The sequence below is a fragment of the Xanthobacter lutulentifluminis genome, assembly GCF_043194675.2.
GTDB lineage: Bacteria > Pseudomonadota > Alphaproteobacteria > Rhizobiales > Xanthobacteraceae > Xanthobacter.
In genome coordinates this window covers 1743894-1761623 of record NZ_CM195525.1, presented here as the reverse complement: position 1 = coordinate 1761623, position 17730 = coordinate 1743894, and the positions used below count along the sequence as shown (strand labels likewise).

At 71.1% G+C, this 17730-nt stretch carries 19 protein-coding genes; 9 read left to right on the top strand and 10 right to left on the bottom strand.

Annotated features, from left to right (window positions below; all coding sequences use genetic code 11):
* Nucleotides 1–4: 4 nt before the first annotated feature.
* The 5 genes from V5F49_RS07945 (at nucleotide 5) to V5F49_RS07925 (ending at nucleotide 3892) form a co-directional block, all read left to right on the top strand.
* Nucleotides 5–334, top strand: a complete 330-nt coding sequence (locus V5F49_RS07945) for a hypothetical protein (protein WP_394117723.1) — start codon at nucleotides 5–7, stop codon at nucleotides 332–334.
* Between the two features lie 104 nt (nucleotides 335–438).
* Nucleotides 439–849 (top strand): hypothetical protein, encoded by a 411-nt coding sequence (locus tag V5F49_RS07940; RefSeq protein WP_394117722.1) that lies wholly within the window; start codon nucleotides 439–441, stop codon nucleotides 847–849.
* Nucleotides 850–1311: 462 nt separating this feature from the next.
* Nucleotides 1312–1962, top strand: a complete 651-nt coding sequence (locus tag V5F49_RS07935; RefSeq protein ID WP_394117721.1) for a peroxiredoxin-like family protein — start codon at nucleotides 1312–1314, stop codon at nucleotides 1960–1962.
* Nucleotides 1963–1965: 3 nt separating this feature from the next.
* Nucleotides 1966–2922: a DMT family transporter gene (locus V5F49_RS07930; protein ID WP_394117720.1), complete on the top strand. Its 957-nt coding sequence runs from the start codon at nucleotides 1966–1968 to the stop codon at nucleotides 2920–2922.
* Between the two features lie 163 nt (nucleotides 2923–3085).
* Nucleotides 3086–3892, top strand: coding sequence for an SDR family NAD(P)-dependent oxidoreductase (locus V5F49_RS07925; protein WP_394117719.1), 807 nt, complete (start codon nucleotides 3086–3088; stop codon nucleotides 3890–3892).
* Between the two features lie 194 nt (nucleotides 3893–4086).
* On the opposite strand, the gene V5F49_RS07920 is transcribed toward V5F49_RS07925, so the two are convergent.
* On the bottom strand, nucleotides 4087–5694 hold the full coding sequence (locus V5F49_RS07920) for an AMP-binding protein (protein WP_394117718.1): 1608 nt from the start codon (nucleotides 5692–5694) through the stop codon (nucleotides 4087–4089).
* Between the two features lie 129 nt (nucleotides 5695–5823).
* Here V5F49_RS07920 and V5F49_RS07915 point away from each other — a divergent pair, with 129 nt between their 5' ends.
* The 3 genes from V5F49_RS07915 to V5F49_RS07905 all read left to right on the top strand — a co-directional run bounded on the left by V5F49_RS07915 (nucleotide 5824) and on the right by V5F49_RS07905 (nucleotide 8395).
* A complete protein-coding gene (locus V5F49_RS07915) occupies nucleotides 5824–6555 on the top strand; it encodes an enoyl-CoA hydratase/isomerase family protein (RefSeq protein ID WP_394117717.1) in 732 nt (243 codons plus the stop codon).
* Between the two features lie 74 nt (nucleotides 6556–6629).
* Nucleotides 6630–7832, top strand: a complete 1203-nt coding sequence (locus tag V5F49_RS07910) for an ABC transporter substrate-binding protein (protein WP_394117716.1) — start codon at nucleotides 6630–6632, stop codon at nucleotides 7830–7832.
* A gap of 56 nt (nucleotides 7833–7888) precedes the next feature.
* Complete coding sequence (locus V5F49_RS07905) at nucleotides 7889–8395, top strand: thioesterase family protein (RefSeq protein WP_394117715.1); 507 nt, start codon at nucleotides 7889–7891, stop codon at nucleotides 8393–8395.
* Nucleotides 8396–8483: 88 nt separating this feature from the next.
* Here the strand turns inward: V5F49_RS07905 and V5F49_RS07900 are convergent, their stop codons facing one another.
* Genes V5F49_RS07900 through V5F49_RS07885 form a run of 4 tightly spaced genes read right to left on the bottom strand, consistent with a single transcriptional unit; the run spans nucleotide 8484 to nucleotide 11536 of the window.
* Nucleotides 8484–9686 carry an acetyl-CoA C-acyltransferase gene (locus V5F49_RS07900; protein ID WP_394117714.1) on the bottom strand — a complete coding sequence of 401 codons (1203 nt, stop codon included), beginning with the start codon at nucleotides 9684–9686 and terminating at the stop codon, nucleotides 8484–8486.
* The gene (locus tag V5F49_RS07895; protein ID WP_394117713.1) at nucleotides 9683–10144 is read right to left on the bottom strand and encodes an acyl-CoA thioesterase; all 462 of its coding nucleotides are present in this window, start codon (nucleotides 10142–10144) and stop codon (nucleotides 9683–9685) included. The genes V5F49_RS07900 and V5F49_RS07895 overlap by 4 nt, the downstream gene beginning before the upstream one ends.
* A gap of 13 nt (nucleotides 10145–10157) precedes the next feature.
* The gene (locus tag V5F49_RS07890; RefSeq protein WP_394117712.1) at nucleotides 10158–11075 is read right to left on the bottom strand and encodes an SDR family NAD(P)-dependent oxidoreductase; all 918 of its coding nucleotides are present in this window, start codon (nucleotides 11073–11075) and stop codon (nucleotides 10158–10160) included.
* Nucleotides 11072–11536 (bottom strand): MaoC family dehydratase, encoded by a 465-nt coding sequence (locus tag V5F49_RS07885; protein WP_394117711.1) that lies wholly within the window; start codon nucleotides 11534–11536, stop codon nucleotides 11072–11074. Before V5F49_RS07885 ends, V5F49_RS07890 begins: the two co-directional genes overlap by 4 nt.
* Nucleotides 11537–11713: 177 nt before the next feature.
* Between V5F49_RS07885 and V5F49_RS07880 the strand changes: the two genes are divergently transcribed.
* Entirely contained in the window at nucleotides 11714–12358 is a 645-nt protein-coding gene (locus tag V5F49_RS07880) for a TetR/AcrR family transcriptional regulator (protein ID WP_394117710.1), read from the top strand.
* A 57-nt stretch (nucleotides 12359–12415) separates the two neighbouring features.
* Here the strand turns inward: V5F49_RS07880 and V5F49_RS07875 are convergent, their stop codons facing one another.
* The 5 genes from V5F49_RS07875 to V5F49_RS07855 all read right to left on the bottom strand — a co-directional run bounded on the left by V5F49_RS07875 (nucleotide 12416) and on the right by V5F49_RS07855 (nucleotide 17706).
* Nucleotides 12416–13627, bottom strand: coding sequence for a fumarylacetoacetate hydrolase family protein (locus V5F49_RS07875; protein WP_394117709.1), 1212 nt, complete (start codon nucleotides 13625–13627; stop codon nucleotides 12416–12418).
* Nucleotides 13624–14091, bottom strand: a complete 468-nt coding sequence (locus V5F49_RS07870; protein WP_394117708.1) for a MaoC family dehydratase — start codon at nucleotides 14089–14091, stop codon at nucleotides 13624–13626. The genes V5F49_RS07875 and V5F49_RS07870 overlap by 4 nt, the downstream gene beginning before the upstream one ends.
* A complete protein-coding gene (locus V5F49_RS07865) occupies nucleotides 14088–15338 on the bottom strand; it encodes a CaiB/BaiF CoA transferase family protein (RefSeq protein WP_394117707.1) in 1251 nt (416 codons plus the stop codon). The genes V5F49_RS07870 and V5F49_RS07865 overlap by 4 nt, the downstream gene beginning before the upstream one ends.
* Nucleotides 15339–15401: 63 nt before the next feature.
* Complete coding sequence (locus V5F49_RS07860; RefSeq protein ID WP_394117706.1) at nucleotides 15402–16541, bottom strand: acyl-CoA dehydrogenase family protein; 1140 nt, start codon at nucleotides 16539–16541, stop codon at nucleotides 15402–15404.
* Nucleotides 16542–16722: 181 nt separating this feature from the next.
* A complete protein-coding gene (locus tag V5F49_RS07855) occupies nucleotides 16723–17706 on the bottom strand; it encodes a TRAP transporter substrate-binding protein (protein ID WP_394117705.1) in 984 nt (327 codons plus the stop codon).
* Between the last annotated feature and the right edge of the window lie 24 nt (nucleotides 17707–17730).

Sequence of the window (17730 nt, the reverse complement as noted above, 5' to 3'; positions counted from 1 at the left end):
ATTCATGAAGAGCTTTCCCCTCCCCGCTGCAGGCCTCCCGCTCGCCACGACCGGCATGGGCGCGGGCGCCCCCCGCGCGGCACGCCGGAGCGCCGCGCGGGCCCTGGCCATCGGCGCCGCGGCACTGGCGCTTCTCGTGGTGCCGGCGTCGGCCAGCGAACCGGTCCCCAAGGGCTATCGGGAAGCGCAGCGTCACCATTTTCGGGACGTCCAGCTCGGCGTGCGGCACCCCGCCGTGTCCGCGCCCGGTGCCGGCTCCGCCGTCGAGACGCCGCCGCCGCGCCAGACGCAACCGCAGGGCACGCCGCCCGCCACCGGTGCAGGCGGCAAATGAGCCGGCGCCCGGCGATAAAGTCCATGGTGAAGGCGATGAAACGGTCCGCGCGCGTCCTCCTCGTGTCGGCTCTCCTTCTGGCGGCCGCGGCCGAGGGAACCGCGATGGCGGCAACCGAGCCCGGCGCCGCCGCTTCCCCGACCGAGCTGCGCGCTCAGGCGACGGAGCACCTGAAGTTCCTTTATGCCATGTACTTCGCCATCCGCGGCTGCACCGAGGCTGCGGAAGAGCAGGGCGAGCCGCGCTTCAGGCCCACCGTAAGCTATGCCGAGGCCCAGAGCGTCCTGCGCGCGGCGGACGAGGCTGCCCGCGCCGTCGGCGTGGACGTGGACGCGGCGTGGCTGGAGATGAGCGCGGTCGGCCAGGCGGCCGGAGAGGCGCTGAAGACGCGGGGCGACGGCAACTTCCAGAAATGCCAGCAGAGCGGCATGTTCTTCCGCACCATTACCTCGCGTCTCCAGATGACCATAAGATCCATCAACGGGACGATACCCATCATCCGCAGAGATTATTGATCTGGCCGGCCGCGCCGGTGGCGGCGCTGCCGCTTCGGCCGGACGGAGCCGGATGCCTCGGCAGGAGAACAGGACCACGGCGGGTCGCCTCGCCACGGCTCCGGCAGGCGTTGCCCGACCCCGCCGCCCGGCTCGCGGCGGAGGCCGGGGTGGTCGAGCAAATTTGATGGATCGCGCGCCGTCGCCCAAGCCTGCCCGGGGGCTTCCGGCGGCAGGTCCCCGGTGTCGATCCGGTCGCCCCTGAACGGCCCTCGACACCGCACGGCGCAACGGCCCGCGCGGCCCGCGCCGGCGCGGTGCGCCGCCCCTTGAGCCCATTCTCCCGGCACCCGTTGTTTCCTCCGCCGCCGCGCCCGGCACCTTGCCATGGGCGGTTCGTTCAGACATTTTAGATCGATCGAACTAAAATGGAGTGCTGCCGGTCGCCATCGCGCCGCAGCCGGTAAGATGGAGACATCCGACATGGGGCTCGAGCAGCAGTTGGCCGCGTTCAAGGCCGAGTTCGCGCGTACGGCGCCGGCCGGGCGCGTGGCCCTGTATGAGGCGAAGATCGACGAGCTGCGGGCATCGTTCGCGCTGGAGACGGCCGTGGCCGTGGACGCGCAGGCGCCCGACTTCGAGCTCCCCGGCGCCGATGGCCGCCCGCTGGTGCTGAGCACCCTGCTGCAGTCGGGCCCGGTGGTCCTGACCTTCTACCGCGGCGGCTGGTGCCCCTACTGCAATCTTCAGCTGAAGGCGTATCAGGCGATCCTGCCGGACATCACCGCGCTCGGCGGCCGGCTCGTGGCGGTCTCGCCGCAGCTTCCGGACGGCTCGCTCGGCACTGCGGAGCGCAATGAGCTGACGTTCGATGTCGCCAGCGATGTGGGCAACGCGGTCGCGCGGCGGTACGGGCTCGTCTACCCGCTGGCGGAGGAGCTGCGCGCCGCGCTGCGGTCCAACAATAAGGCGCTGCCCGACATCAACGGCGACGAGAGCTGGGAATTACCGATCCCCGCGACCTATGTCATCGCCCGGGACGGACGGGTTGTCCTCGCCTTCCTCGATGTCGACTACCGCAGGCGGCTGGAACCCGAAGCCGTTCTGGCCGGTCTGCGGTCCGCGGCGGCCTGAGCCGTGCCGGACGGCGACGTCCCCGCAGTGCCGGCGACTTCGGAACGGCTCGCCCGAAGCTCCGGCCCGCGCCTTGCCGGCCTGTTCTGGGCGGCGCTCGCCGTCGCCATCTTCTCCGGGTGGTTCGTGATCACGCGCTTCAGTGTCACCCGGGAGCTGCGCATCTGGGACATCACCGCGCTGCGTTTCGGGATCGGCGCGCTGTTGCTGGCGCCGGTCCTCGTGCGGCGGCGGCGTGCGCTCCTGCGGTCGGCATGGCGCGAGGGGCTGCTGTTCGCCATGCTGTGGGGCCTGCCGTTCGTGCTTCTGGTCGCGCTCGGCCTCAGCCTGACATCGGCCGCCCAGGCGGCGTCGATCGCGCCGACCCTGATGCCGCTCTTCGCCGGCGTCTTCGCCTGGGCGTTCTTCGGCGAGCGCCAGGGCGCGCGGCGCTGGATCGGCTACGCCGCCATCTTCGCTGGCCTGTGTGCCCTCGTCGCTGCCGGCTCCGTGTCCCACGGCCCGCCGAGCCTCGCGGGGCTGGCGTCGCTGGCCGCGGCTGCAGCCATGTGGGCGATCTACACCCTCCTGTTCCGCAGGAGCGGCCTGTCGCCGATCGAGGCGGCGGCCCTGATCTGCTTCTGGTCGGCGCTGATCTTCCTGCCGGCCTATGTCGCGCTCGGCCTGAGCCAGTTCAGCCGCGCCTCGGCCGGGGAGGTCGCCCTGCAGGCGGTCTATCAGGGCGCGCTGATGAGCGGGGTCGCGATCATCACCTTCAACCGGGCGGTGACGCTGCTCGGCGCGGCCGCGGCGGCGGCGATCATCGCGCTGCTGCCGGCCGTCGCCACCGTCATCGCGATCCCGGTTCTGGGCGAGACGCCCTCCTCGGCCGAGTGGGTCGCGATCGCAGCCATCGTCAGCGGCGTGCTGCTGGCCAGCAGCCGGTCGGCCGTCCTGACGGGAGGACCTGCGCCGTCGTGAGGCGGGCGCGATCGCCGGCATCTCCGTCCGCCCCGGCCGTGCGCCCCGGCCGTGCGCACGCGGAGCGGGGGCAGTCGGCAGGAACCATCCCTTCTCGCGGGGGCATGACGCGCCGGCTGGTGCCGTGCCCGTCGCCCCCCTCCCAGCGCAAGGAAACACGGCAATGGAACTTCAAGACAAGCGCGTCCTCGTTACCGGCGGCTCGAGCGGCATCGGGCTCGCGATGGCCCGCCTCCTCGTCGCCTCGGGCGCGAGGGTGGCCATCAGCGGGCGGCGGCTCGACGCGGTGGCTGCGGCGGTGGCGGAGCTGACGTCCGCCGGCGGGCAAGCGTGGGGCATCGTCGCGGACGTGGGCGCCGCGGAAGGGCGCGCGAGGACGCTGGACGAGGCGCTGGCCGCGCTCGGCGGACTCGACATCCTCGTCAACAATGCGGGCGGTGTTCGCGCCGGTCGGCTCGAGGTCATCACGGAGGCGGAGATCGAGGCGATGGTCGCGGTGGACCTGCTGGCGCCGATCCTGCTCACTCGCGCGGCCCTACCGGCGCTGCGCGCCAGCGGCGACGCGACCGTCGTCAACGTGGCGTCGGGCATCGCTCTGATCGGGGCGCCGTTCTACGCGACCTATGCCGCGGTGAAGGCGGGCCTCGCGCGGTTCGGCGAGGCGCTGCGGCGCGAGCTCAAGGGTGAGGGCGTGCACGTGCTGACGGCCTACCCGGGCGGCACCGACACGCCGATGATGAAATCCAACCGGGCGGGGCCGGAGCTCGGCTTCGCCCGCGAGCCGGCGGCCGATGTCGCCGCCGCCATCGTCGAGGGCATCGCGGCGGGCGCCTTCGAGGTGGTCCGCGGCGGCGAGGCGCGGGCGATGATGATCGCGTTGAACCGGGACGACCCCGCCGCCGTGGACGCACGCTTCCTCGGGCTGAAGCCGGCGCTGGAAGAGGCGGTGAGGGACCACTCCGCGCTCTGACGTGGCAGGAGGGGCGCCGCCTCGCCTCTGCCCGGGAATGGCGCCGGTGCGATCCGCCGGCGCCGTGGCCGCTGAAGGTCCGGGGCGCGCCCTGGCAGCGGGCAGGCGCATGCCGTCGCGGGCGACCTTGTGGAGGGGCGGCGTTCCACCGCCTCGTCGGGGGACTTCCGGCGCGGCTGCTCCGGCCTGCGCCGTCAGGCGCCGCGGCCGATGCGGATGCCCGCGGCTTCCCGGTCGAAGGTGTCGGGCGTGACGCCGGCGGCGCGCAGCTCGTGCTTCTGCACCTTGCCGCTCGCCGTCTTCGGCAGCGCCTCCACCTGTCGCACGTAGCGCGGCACCATGTAGTGCGGGATGCCGTCGGCGAGGAAGCGGATCAGCTCCCCGGCATCGAGGCTCGCGCCCTCCACCGGCGTCACGACCACCAGCACCTCGTCCTCGCTGAAGGCGCTCGGGACGGCCACGGCGGCGCATTCCTTGACGGACGGATGGGAGCGCACCTCCGCCTCCAGCGCGAAGGAGGAGATGTTCTCGCCGCGCCGGCGGATCACGTCCTTGAGGCGGTCGACGAAGAAATAGGTCCCGTCGGCGGCGCGGCGGAAGCCGTCACCGGTGTGGAACCAGCCGTTGCGCATGGCCTCGGCGGTGGCGGCGGGATTGTTGTAATAGCCCTTCATCAGCGCCCACGGCCGGTGGGAGCGGATGACGAGCTCGCCGGTCGCGCCCTCGGGCGCCTCCATGTCGTTCTCGTCGACGATGCGCAGCTCGCACCAGGGGCGCGGACGGCCGGCGATGCCCTTCTCCGTCAGGCCCGGGCCGGCGTGGAGCGGGCTCGCGATCTCGGTCATGTTGTAGATGGTCCAGGCCTCCACGCCGAAGCGCTCGGCGAAGGCCGGCCCGTCCTCGCCGAACGGCGTGATGAAGGCGCGACGCAGCGGATGGTCGCGGTCGTCCGCGGCCGGCGGCGCCTTCAGCAGGAAGCTCGCCATCACGCCGAGCAGCAGCACGTAGGTGCAGCCGGTGTCGCGCACGGCGGGCCAGAAATCCTGGGTGCGGAATTCCCGCATCATGCCGATGGAGAGCCCCCGCGCGAGCTGGGCATAGACGTAGAGCGTGGAGCCGCAGTGGAAGATGGGGCCGCAGATCATGCAGCGCGCGTCGTCCGCCACCGCGAAGGCGTCGGGGCCCATGGTGTAGAGCTGGGTGTAGGACGACATCACGCCCTTCGGGTTCCCCGTGGTGCCCGAGGTGTACATGATGGCCTGGGTGTCCCAGGGCTCGATGGGGCGGTCGAGCTCCAGCGCGGCGGGCGGGTCGTCGTCCCTGTCCTCCAGCGCCGCGACGTCGAGGCCGGGAACCGGTTCCGGCGCTCCGCCCACGGTGAGGACGGCCGTGAGCTTGCCCGGCGCCACCTCGCGCAGGCGGGTCAGGAGGGCCGCCTCGGCGATCATCAGCGGGGCATCGGCGTCGTTCAGGATGTGCTCCAGCGGCCGGCCGCGGCTCGCGGTGTTGAGCGGCACGTAGACGGCGCCGAGATAGTTGATGGCGAACCACGTCGCCAGCAGCTCCGGCCCGTTGCCCATGAAGCAGAGCACATGCTGGCCCCGCCGGACGCCGTGACGGGCGAGGGTGCCGGCGCGCCGCCGCACCCGCGCGAGCGTCTCGGCATAGGTCCAGGTGGAGCTGGCGGCGGGCCCAGGCCAGAACTGCACGAACGGCGCTTGCGGGCGGTCTGCCGCGTGGCGCTCCAGCATGGCGCGCAGCACCGCATGCTCGCGCGACAGCGCCGCTTCCCGCTCGCCCATCCTCGTCCTCCCCGTCTTGGTCCGGCGCGTTCGCGACGCCGGTGGAGCCTGTTGCAAAGGCTCCACCCTTATGCAACATACTCAGTAGTATGTAAAGGACGGGCTGTTCCGGGGAGGGCCTGCGACGCCATGAAAATCGTGGAGATCGAACGGGACGGCGCCATCGCCGTGGTGCGCTACGACCGCGGTGGCAAGGCCAATGCGCTGAGCCTCGCCGCCATCGAGGCGCTGACCGCCGCCGCCGCCGAGTTGGAAGCGGACACGGCGGTGCGGGCCGTCGTGCTCGCCGGCACCCCGGACCGGTTCTCGGCGGGCGTGGACCTGAAGGACGACAGCCTCTGGCGGCCGGGCGACGACATTGCTGCGCGCCACCATGCCATGGCCGCCGGCGGGCGCATGTCCGAGCGCTGGCGCCGCCTGCCGCAGGCGGTGATCGCCGCGGTGGAGGGGCCGGCCATCGGCGGTGGCGGCATCCTGGCGCTCGCGGCCGATCTGCGGGTGATGGGGGAGGGGGCCTTCTTCCGCTTTCCCGAGGTGCACCTCGGCATGACCCTCGGCTGGGGCGGCCTGCCGCTGCTCGCGGCCCTCGTCGGGCCCGCCCGCGCCAAGCGGCTCCTGTTCTGCAACGAGACGGTGCCCGCCGCCGAGGCGGTGGCCATGGGCCTTGCCGACAGGATCGCCCCCCAGGGCGCCGCCCTCGACGTGGCGCGGGCATGGGCCGGCGAGATCGCGGCCTGTCCGCCGCTCGCGGTGGCCATGACCAAGCGCGCCCTCGACGCCGCTTCCGGCGGCAACTGGGCCGCCGCCTACGAGGCCGACCAGTTCCTGCTGTCCCGGCTGGTCGCCGAGGCGACCGGCTGAGCCCGGCATCCGCACACGGCAACGACGGCGGGCTCAAACCGCCGCGATTTCAAGCACCCAAGGGAGGAAATCTGATGAAGCGCGGATCTTTCGGCCGCGCCGCTCTGGCGGCGCTCGTCCTGTCGGGCGGCCCGGCGGCGGCGGAGACGTGGCGGCTCGGCGTGCTCACGGACATGTCGGGCATGAACGCGGACCTCGCCGGCCCCGGCTCGGTGGCCGCGGCGAAGATGGCGGTGGAGGATTTCGGCGGCAAGCTGCTCGGCCGCGACATCGAGGTCATCGTCGGCGACCACCAGAACAAGCCGGATGTGGGCGCCTCCCTCGCGCGCAGCTGGATCGACCAGCAGAACGTGAAGGCCATCATCGATGTCCCGACCTCCTCGGTGGCCATGGCCGTGCAGGAGGTGACGCGCAACACCGACACCGCCTTCCTCGTCTCCACCGCCGGGTCCTCGGAGCTGACGGGCAAGGCGTGCTCGCCCTCCACCGCCCACTGGACATGGGACACCTACGCGCTGGCCAACGGCACCGGCCGTGCCATCACCCAGGAGGGCAGCAGGAGCTGGTTCTTCATCACCGTGGACTACACCTTCGGCCATGCGCTGGAGAAGGACACGAGCGAGGCGGTGCGGGCGGCTGGCGGCACGGTCGTGGGCAGCGTGCGGCACCCGCGCGAGACCTCCGATTTTTCCTCCTACCTGCTGAAGGCGCAGGCCTCCGGCGCCAAGGTGGTGGCGCTCGCCAACTCCTCCGGCGACACCATGACCGCGCTGAAGCAGGCCAACGAGTTCGGCATCACCCAGGGCGGCCAGCGCATCGCCGGAATGCTCCTGTTCCTCACCGACGTGCACGCGGTCGGGCTCGATATCGCCAAGGGGCTGACCCTGACGACCGGCTTCTACTGGGACTATGACGACGCCACCCGCGCCTGGTCGCGGCGCTATGCGCAGCGCATGGGCGGGCGGATGCCGACCATGGTGCATGCTGGTGTCTATTCGGCTGTGTCGAACTTCCTGAAGGCGTCGCAGGCGGCCGGCACCGCCTCCGGATCGCAGGTGATGGCCAAGCTGCGCGAGGCGCCCATCGAGGATTTCTTTGCCCGCAACGCCTATCTGCGCAAGGACGGCCGTCTCGTCCACGACATGTATCTGGTCGAGGTGAAGGCGCCGAGCGAATCGAAGGGACCGTGGGACTATTACAAGGTCCTGCGCACCATCCCCGGCAAGGAGGCGTTCCGTCCCGTCGAGGAGAGCGCCTGCCCGCTGGTGAAGGGCTGAGCGGGCACGGGAGGTCGTCGCGGCCTCCCGGCCGTCACTGAAAGGAGGGCTCCGCAATGGGTCAGTCACAGCCGGGGGCCACGGGCTCCGGCCTCGCGATTCTCGCCGAGCGCGTGCGTCCGGAGTGGGTGGACTACAACGGCCACATGGGCGATTTCGCCTACGGCATCCTCTTCTCCGACGCCGCCACCGCCTACATGGAGCGCCTCGGGCTCGACGCGGACTATCGCGCGACGCAGGAGGCGACGCTCTACACCCTCGACAGCCGGATCGGCTACCTGCGCGAATGCCACGAGGGCACGGCGCTGTCGGTGGAGCTGGTGGTGCTGGCGGCGGATGCCAAGCGCATGCACATCCTCATGCGCCTCCGGGATGGAGACGGCGCCGAGCTCGCGCTGTGCGAGCAGGTGCTGATGCACGTGTCCCGGGCGTCCGGCGTGCCACGGTCGGCGCCCTTTCCGGACCACGCGCAGGCGCGTCTTCAGGCTGACGCGGCGGCCCATGCCGCGCTCCCGCGGCCGGACTGGCTGGAGAGGCGCATCGGGCTTCCGTCGCGGGGCTGATCCTACCCCAGGGAAGAGCCCGGCCGTTGCGCGGCCGGGCTGGAGGGCAGGTGGATGAGAGGGCGGGGCCTCGCGGTCCCCGCCGCGTCTAGGCGACCTCGAACAGGCCGGCGGCGCCCATGCCGCCGCCCACGCACATGGTGACCACGACGTAGCGCGCGCCGCGGCGGCGGCCCTCGATGAGGGCGTGACCTGTCATGCGCGCGCCGGACATGCCATAGGGATGGCCAATGGCTATGGCGCCGCCGTTCACGTTCAGCCGCTCGTCGGGGATGCCGAGGCGGTCGCGGCAGTAGAGGAGCTGGGCGGCGAAGGCCTCGTTCAGCTCCCACAGGCCGATGTCGTCCACGCTTAGGCCGTGGCGGGCCAGCAGCTTCGGCACGGCGAACACCGGGCCGATGCCCATTTCCTCCGGCGCGCAGCCCGCCACCGCCATGCCGCGATAGATGCCGAGCGGGGCCAGCCCGCGCCGTTCCGCCGCCTTCGCCTCCATGAGCACGCAGGCGGAGGCGCCGTCGGAGAGCTGGGAGGCGTTGCCTGCGGTCACGAACCGGCCTTCCGCCACCTCGATGCCGCCCTTGAACACCGGCTTCAGCGCCGCGAGTCCCTCGGCGGTGGTGTCGGCGCGGTTGCCCTCGTCGCGGGTGAGGCGCACCGCCTCGCGGCGGGTCTCGCCGGTGGCCCTGTCGGCGACGACCTTCACCGTGTCGAGGGGCGCGATCTCGTCGTCGAAGGCGCCGCGCTCCTGAGCCTGCGCGGTGCGGCGCTGCGACTGGAGGGCGCAGGCATCCTGCGCCTCGCGGGAGATGCCGTAGCGCGCGGCCACGATCTCGGCGGTCTCGATCATGCTCATGTAGGTCGCGGGCACATGGGCGTCGAGCCAGGCGTCGTGCCAGCGGAAGACGTTCATGCGCTCGTTCTGCACCAGGGAGACCTGCTCGACGCCCCCGCCCACGGCGATCTCCATGCCCTCGCCCACGATCTGCCGGGCGGCGATGGAGATGGCCATCAGGCCCGAGGCGCACTGGCGATCGACGCTCTGGCCGGGCACCTCCACCGGCAGGCCGGCCCTGAGCGCCGCGGTGCGGGCGATGTTCATGTGCGTCGTGCCCTGCTGCAGGGCGGCGCCGAGGACCACGTCCTCCACCTCCGCCCCCTCCACGCCGGCGCGGGCGAGCGCGCTGGCGACGGCATGGCCGGCGAGCGCGGGGGCGCTGGTGTCGTTGAACGCGCCGCGATAGGCCTTGGCGATGGGCGTGCGGGCGGTGGAGACGACGACGGCTTCCCTCATGGCGCGGGATCCTTCCGGGGGACGTGGAGGGTTTCGGCGAGCGCCCTCAGCGCGGGACCGAGCGGCTGCGGGCGGCTGCTCGTGCGGTCCACATAGACGTGCACGGTGCGCCCCACCGCGGCGGTGAGCGGTGCCCCGGCGCGGAACAGCCCGAAGCCCCAGGCAAGGCTGGAGTTGCCGATGCGCGTGACGCGCACGCCCACCTCCACCTCGTCGGGATAGCTCACCTCGGAGAAGTAGTCGCAACCGACGCTGGCGACGATGCCGATGGCCCCGGCCCCGGCGAGGTCGAGCGCGCCGGCCTCGATCAGCGCCCGGTTGAGGGCGCTGTCGAAGTATTCGAGATAGACGACGTTGTTCATGTGTCCGTAGCGGTCCACGTCGTTCCAGCGCGTCTGCATGACATACAGGCGCGGGAACGCCGTCCGCCCCTCGGGGGCGGGGCGAGGCTCGCTCATGGAAGGGCTCCCGTCAGGCCGCGGCGGCGGCAGCGGCCTTGGCGCGCGCGATGATGCGGTCCACGTGGGCGAGGCCGGCCCCGGTCTCGATCACGCTGTCCAGCCGCGCGAGGTCGGAGAAGGCGGCCGCCACCGCCTCGGGCGTGCGATTGCCCTGCGGCAGGAACACGCCCTCCGTCTCCACGATGGCCATGCGCGCCACCGTGCCGGCGCCCGCGAGCAGGGCGGTGCGGCTCGGCGCGGCCTCGCTCACGAGATAGAGGGCGGCGGGGGTGACGTTCTCGGGCGCGAGATGGGCCAGGGTCTCCGGGTCCATCATGTCGCCGGTCATGCGGGTGGCGGCCGTGGGCAGCACGGCGTTGACGCGGATGTCGTGCTTCTCGCCCTCGAAGTGCAGCACGTTCATGAGGCCGATCAGGCCGGCCTTGGCGGCACCGTAGTTGGACTGGCCGAAATTGCCGTAGACGCCGGAAGTGGAGGAGGTCATCAGCACGCGGCCGTATTTCTGCGCGCGCATGGTCTCCCACACCGCCTTGGTGGCATTGGCCGAGCCGAGCAGGTGCACGGCGACCACGGCGGCGAAATCCGCCATGTCCATCTTGGCGAAGGTGCGGTCGCGCAGGATGCCGGCGTTGTTGACGAGGATGTCGATGCGGCCGAACGCCTTCAGGGCCGCCGCCGCCATGGCTTCCATGTCGGTGGCGGAGGTGACGTTTCCGCCGTCGGCGAGCGCCTCGCCGCCTGCCTCGCGGATCTCGTCCACCACCGCCAGCGCCGCGGCGCTGGAGCCGCCGGTGCCGTCGCGGGCGCCACCGAAATCATTCACCACCACCTTCGCGCCGCGGCGGGCAAGCTCCAGCGCGTGAGCGCGGCCGAGCCCGCCGCCTGCGCCGGTGACGATGGCCACCCGCCCTTCGAACGAGATGCTCATGCCTTGTCTCCCTTGAGGATCAGAACCAGCCATTCGGCCGCAAGCGCCGGCTTGGCGGAGCCTTCGAGCTCCACGGCCGCGTCGAAGCGGATGAGGTGGCCGCCGGCCTTCAGCTCCTGCGCGGCCACGCGGAACACGCCGCGGATGCGACGTCCCACCGGCACCGGCGCGAGGAAGCGCACCTTGTCGAAGCCGTAGTTGATGCCCACCTCGCCGGGCCCCGGCAGGTCCATCACCTCGGCGCCGAGCTTCGACAGCAGCGAGAGCACCAGGAAGCCGTGGGCGATGGTGCCGCCGAAGGCGCTCTCGCGCGCCGCGCGCTCCGGGTCCACATGGATGAACTGATGGTCGCCGATGGCATCCGCGAACAGATCGACGAGGGGCTGGGTGACGTCCAGCCAGCCGCTCGCGAGGGGCGGGGCGCCGGGGGAGGGAATGGGGCGGCTGAAGGGTCGGCTCATGGGGCGTGTTCTGGCATATCCTGCAACGGCGCGCTTCCGGGACAAGGGGCCTCCGGAGCAACATACTCAGTAGTATGACGGCGCCGGCCGATTTGTCCAGCCACCTTCGCAGGCCTTGCGCGCGGGGCATGTTCGCGCCTTAGTGCAGCGGAATGCGCAAAGGACCGGGTCGGGGGCATGGCGGGCGAGCACAAACCGGAGATCAGGACCGACGGCACCGGCAATGCCGACATCCTGGAGGCGGCTGCCGCCTGTTTCATGGAGCAGGGCTTTTCCGCCACCAGCATCGACGACGTGGCGCGCCGGCTCGGCGCCACCAAGGGCCGCATCTACCACTATTATTCCTCGAAGACGGACCTGTTCTTCGACGTGCACCGCGAGGGCATGGATCGCCTGTTCGTCGCGGTGGAGGCGGCATCGGCAACGGACGGGCCGGCCGGGGAGCGCCTGACCCACATGTTGGAGGCGCACGCCCTCGCCTCCATGGAGAACCACACCTACATCGCGGTCGTGGTGCAGGGCGTGCACATGCATCGCATGGCCGCCACCACGCCGGCCCAGCGCCGCACCCTGGACGCGGTGATGGACATGCGCCGCCGCTACGAGCGGCTGTTCCGCAGCATGCTCGATGCCGCCATCGCGGACGGCAGCGCGGTCTCGGAGCAGCCGTCCCTCACCATCAAGGCCGTGCTCGGCGCCATCAACTGGATGTCGATCTGGTACCGCCCCAAGGCCGGCGAGACCGGTGCGGACCGCGCGGCGCTGGCCGAGCACATCGTGCGTCCGCTGCGCCTCGGCTTCGCGCCCCGCACCGGCGCGTGAGCGCCGGCGAGGGGTGCGCCGGCGATCGCCGGTCGGGACAGGGATCGAACCGGCGCCTCAGCCGTTGCCGGGCGGCCCGTCTCGGGTCAGGAGGCCGCGCCGTGCCAGGTTGCGCATGAGCGCGCCGGCGCCGAAGGTCCAGGGCTCGCAGGCATCGCAGGCCCGCACCCGGTTGACGAGGCGGCCAAGCTCCGCCGAGCCGATGGCGACGATGTCGCCATCCTTGTGCGTGAAGCCCTGGTCCGGCGCGTCGCGATCCTTGACCGGCGCGAACATGGTGCCGAGGAACAGGACGACGCCGTCCGGATACTGATGGGTCCGGCTGATCATCTGCCCGACGATGTCCGCCGGATCGCGGCTGATCCGGGCGATGGAGGAGCGATCCTCCAGCGTGAACCCGTCCTCGCCGGTGATGGACATCACGATGTCCATGCGCCGGACGCTGTCGAGATCGAACCCCGCCCCGAACAGCCGCACCAGCGGGCCGATGGCGCACGATGCGTTGTTGTCCTTGGCGCGGCCCAGCAGCAGCGCCGAGCGGCCTTCCACGTCCCGCAGGTTGACGTCATTGCCGAGCGTGGCGCCGACGATGCGCCCGTCCGAGGCCACCACCAGCACCGCCTCGGGCTCCGGATTGTTCCATGTCGACCTGGGATGGACGCCCGCATCCATGCCGGTGCCGACCGCGGACATGGGCGGCCCCTTGGTGAACAGCTCCGCATCCGGGCCGATGCCGACCTCCAGATACTGGCTCCAGGCGCCGTTGGCGATCAGCACCTCCTTGGCACGGCGCGCCTCCTGCGAGCCCGGGCGGATCGTCGCCAGATCCCGCCCGACGGCCTGCTGCAGCTCGGCCCGGATGGCTGCGGCCTCCGACGGATTGCCCCGCGCGCGTTCCTCGATCACGCGCTCGAGCAGGGAGGCGACGAAGGTGACGCCGGTGGCCTTGATCGCCTGGAGATCGATGGGCGCCAGCAGCCACGGGCGCGTGCGGTCGCGGCGCTCCGGCGGGGTGTTGGCGAGGAGGGCTTCGAACGGCCCGAGGTTCTCGCCCGAGGCCGCCGCCAGCGCGGCGGCGGGATCGTCGGTCTCGCACAGGTCGCGCATGGTCGGGAAGGCGGCGCTCACGTCGACGACGCCCTCTGGGCGGACCGCGACAACCGAGGGGCCGGCCACCTCCGGCCGGAACACCCGGCCGGCGAGAACCGCCCGGTCGGCATCGTCGGGCAGGCTTGCTGTGAGCGCGGCGGCGAAGTCGAGCCCGCTCAAGACACCGCCTCCGCGGCGACCGCGGGCGCAACGCGCGGCTCCCATTTCAGGATGTGCTCGGCCACGGCCACCGTCTCGCCGTGCTGGTTCACCACCTCGATGGACGACCGCGTGCGCAGGCGGTCGGCTTCGACCTCACGGATCGTGTAGGTCAGGGTCACCGTGTCGCCGATGAACACCGGCCTGATGAAGCGCACCCGGTCATAGCCGAGGGAGACGGGCGTCGAATCGATGCCCTTTTCCAGGCTCCGGTCGATCATCAGCGTCGAGCAGGTGGACATGTAGCCCACCATCAGCGCGCCATGGGCGATCCGCTTGCCGAAGGCCGAGGTGCGCATGAATTCCTCGTTCACGTGGTTGCCCGAGAAGTCACCCGTGATGCCGGCGAACAGATAGACGTCGCTTTCGGAGACGGTCTTGGCGAACCGGACCTGATCCCCGACTTCCGCATACATGGCCTTCATGCGACCTTTCCTTTCCTGTTCGCGTTGCTTTCGGCTGCGTGGACCACCTTGTCTTCCAGCAGCTTGTCGATTTCGGCGGCGGAGAAGCCGAGCGACTGGAGGATCTGCGCGCTCTGCTCGCCGAGCCCGGGCGGCAGGAGCCGGACCGGCGGAACCTCGCCGTTGAACTTCAGGGGGTGCTTGACCACGGTGGCCTCGCCGCCGCCGATCGGGATCTGCTCGAAGATCTGGTTGTGGATCACCTGCGGATCGGTCCGCAGCTCGTCGTAGGTCTGCACCCGCTCGCACCAGACGCCCTGCGCATCGAAAGCCGGGCCGAGATCCGCCCAGCGCCAGCCGGCCAGCTCCCGCGCCACCTCCGCCGCGATCCAGTCGCGCTCGGCATAGGGGTCCAGCGGCGCCAGGGCCGCGAGCGCGGCGCTGCCGAGGGCGTCGGCGAGGCGCTGCACCGGATTGAGCGATACCGCGACGGTCCCGTCGGCGATGCGGTAGACCCCGTAGGGCGCCTCGTGGAACCAGGTGACGAGATGGCCCTCGCGCTCGAAGCGCTCGTTCCCGTAGCCCCCGCTGTAGTAGAGGGTCAGCGCCTCGGTCTGCATGTCGATGCCGGCGTTGAACAGGCTTCCCTCGATGAAGGTGCCCTTGCCGGTCGCCAGCTTGTGGGCGTAGGCCGCGGCCACGCCCATGGCCAGCAGTGCCGCGCCGTGCTGGTCCACCGCCGCGCAGCCGATGCCGGTGGGCGCCGCCGCGCCGGTGGCGGCGATGAGGCCGGAGCGCGCCTGCACCAGCAGATCCTGCCCGGGCCGGTCACGGGCAGGCCCGCTGGAGCCGAAGCCGGTGGCCGAGGCATAGATGATGGCGGGATTGATGCGGGCCATGTCGTCATAGCCGAGCCCGAGGCGCTGCATCACGCCGGGGCGATAGTTCTCGATGACCGCATCGGCCGACGCGATGAGGCGCTCGAGCACGACCCGGGCCTCGGGGTGCTTCAGGTCGAGCGCGAGGCTGCGCTTGTTGCGGTTGGCCGAGACGAAGAACGCGCTGACGTCGCCGACGAAGGTGGAGGCGCCGGACCAGTGCCGCTCGAAGGCGCCCTTGATCGGCTCCACCTTGATCACGTCGGCGCCCATGTCGGCGAGATATTGCCCGGCGGCGGGCCCCTGCAGGTAGTGGCAGAAGCTGAGCACCCGCATTCCCTTCAGGAGCGCGGTCGCCTGCGCTGCGCGTTCGGTGTCCTCATGCTGCATCTCGTTACTCCCGTCGGCGCCGCGCATGTGGCGGGCGCCTGGCTTGGCCTGTCGGCGGTCGGTTCAGCGGGTGCCCAGCAATTGCCGGGAGATGATCAGGCGCTGGATCTGGCTGGTGCCCTCCCAGATCTCGTAGACGCGGATGTCCCGGAACATCCGCTCCACCGCGCTGTCGCGGGTGTACCCATAGGCCCCGTGGATCTGCAGCGCGTCGCTCACCACGCGGTTGGCCATCTGCGAGGCGAACAGCTTGGCCTCGGAGGCCTCGCGGATGATCGGCGCGCCCTGGTCCTTGAGCCGCGCCGCGCGGCGCACCATCAGGCGCGCGGCCTCGATGGTCATGGACATGTCCGCGAGGGTGAACTGGATGCTCTGGAAATCGGTGAGGGCCTGGCCGAACGCCTTGCGGTCGCGGGCATAGGCGAGCGCGTGCTCCATGGCGGCCCGGGCGATGCCGACCGATTGCGCCGCCATGCCGATGCGTCCCGAGCCGAGCGAGGTCAGCGCCCGCTTCAGGCCGTCGCCCGGAGCGGCCAGCACCCGGTCGTCCGGCACGAAGCAGTCGTCGAACACGAGCTCGCCGGTCGCGAGCCCGCGCACGCCCATGACCGGCGCCGCGGCGCCGCGGATGAAGCCTTCGGTGTCGGCGGTGGCGAGGAACATGCCGATGCCGCCGCGACCGAGGCTGCGGTCCACCGTGGCCACCACGATGGCGAGGTCGCAGTTGAGCGCGAAGGTGATGAACTGCTTTGCGCCGCTGATGCGATAGCCTCCCTCCACGCGACGGGCGGTGGTGCGCACGGCGGCGACGTCGGAGCCGGTGTCCGCCTCGGTCTGGGCGATGGCGCAGATGAGCTCGCCGGCCGCCATGCGCGGCAGGAAGGCGCGGCGCACCGCCTCGCTGCCGTTGGTCAGCAGCACGTCGCACATGAGCTTGCACACCATGTGCGCGTCCGCCACCGCGGCCGAGGCGGTCGCCAGCTCCTCCAGCACGAGGGACCAGGACACGGTGTCGGCTTCAGCGCCGCCGTACTGCGCCGGGAGCGTCATGCCCAGCAGGCCCAGCGCGCCCATCTGGCGATAGATGGCGGTCGGGAACGCGTCGCTCTGGTCGATGCCCGCGGCGGCGGGCGCCAGCACCTCGCGGGCAAAGCTGCGCGCGGTGTCCTGGATGAGGGATTGGTCTTCGGTAAGGTCCAGCATGATGAAAGGTCCGGCACCCTGGCCTGTTGGTGCGGCCGGCCGGCGAACAGGCCGGCGCTGCGCGGTGTTGCGGTCGATGTCCGGCCGCCGGGTGGGGCCGGGCATCGTCTCGTGGCCCGGCGTCACGCCGGCGCCGGCCGGAGGCCCGCAGGGGGCTCCCCCATCGGCCTTGTCCGCGGCCTCACTTGGTCTTGAGGGCGGCCTGCGCGTCCTTCAGCAGGGCATCGCCGTTGGGCACGGCGGTGAGCAGGCTCGGCCACACGCCGCGCGCCACCTGCTTGAAGGGCGCGAGATCGGGATAGATCAGCTCGACCTTCGCCTTCTTCATGCCCTCGACGCCTTCCGCATAGGTCTTCTTGTAGGCTTCGAGGGACGCCTTGGCGGCCTGCTTGGCGGCGCTGCGCACCAGCTCCTGCTGCTCCTTCGTCAGGGCGTCGAACCGCGCCTTGGAGAAGACGAGCAGCGACGGCATGTAGTGAATCTTGGTGAAATTGAAGAATTTCGTGACTTCGACGAACTTGTCCTGCACCACCTGCGCCGGATCGGCCTCGGCGCCGTCCACGACGCCGTTCTGCAGCGCGACGAACACTTCCGAATAGGCCATCGGCGTCGGCTGCGCTCCCAGCGCCTCATAGGTGCGGATGAAGCCAGGGCCCTGCAGCACGCGGATCTTCATGCCCTTGAAGTCCTCGACCTTGCGGATCGCCCGCGAGCCGAACACCGAGCGCTCGAACGAGGAAAGGAAGGTGAGGCCGACAAGGCCGCGGCTGTCGAGCTGCTTGAGCATCTGCTCGCCGAACGGCCCCTGCATCACCGTATTGGCCTGGTCGAGATCATCGAACAGGTAGGGCAGCGACAGGATGGAGTATTCCTGGACCGTATTCTCCAGCGGCGGCGCGGCGGTGATGAAGGCGGCGATGGCGCCGGTCCGGGCGCTCTGGATCATCTTGACCTCGCCGCCGAGCTGGCTCTGCGGAAAGATGTTGACAGTAATCGCGCCCTTGCTTCCCGCCTCGACCACTTCCTTGAACTTGAGGGCGGCCGCCTGATAGTGGCTGTCGGTGGTCAGCGTGTGGCCGACCTGTATTTCAACTGCGAGGGACGCGGTCGTTGCGGCGAGCGTGAGCCCCGCGCCGATGATGGCTGAACGCAGCAAGGTCTTCATTCGGAAATCCTCCCTTTTATTGTT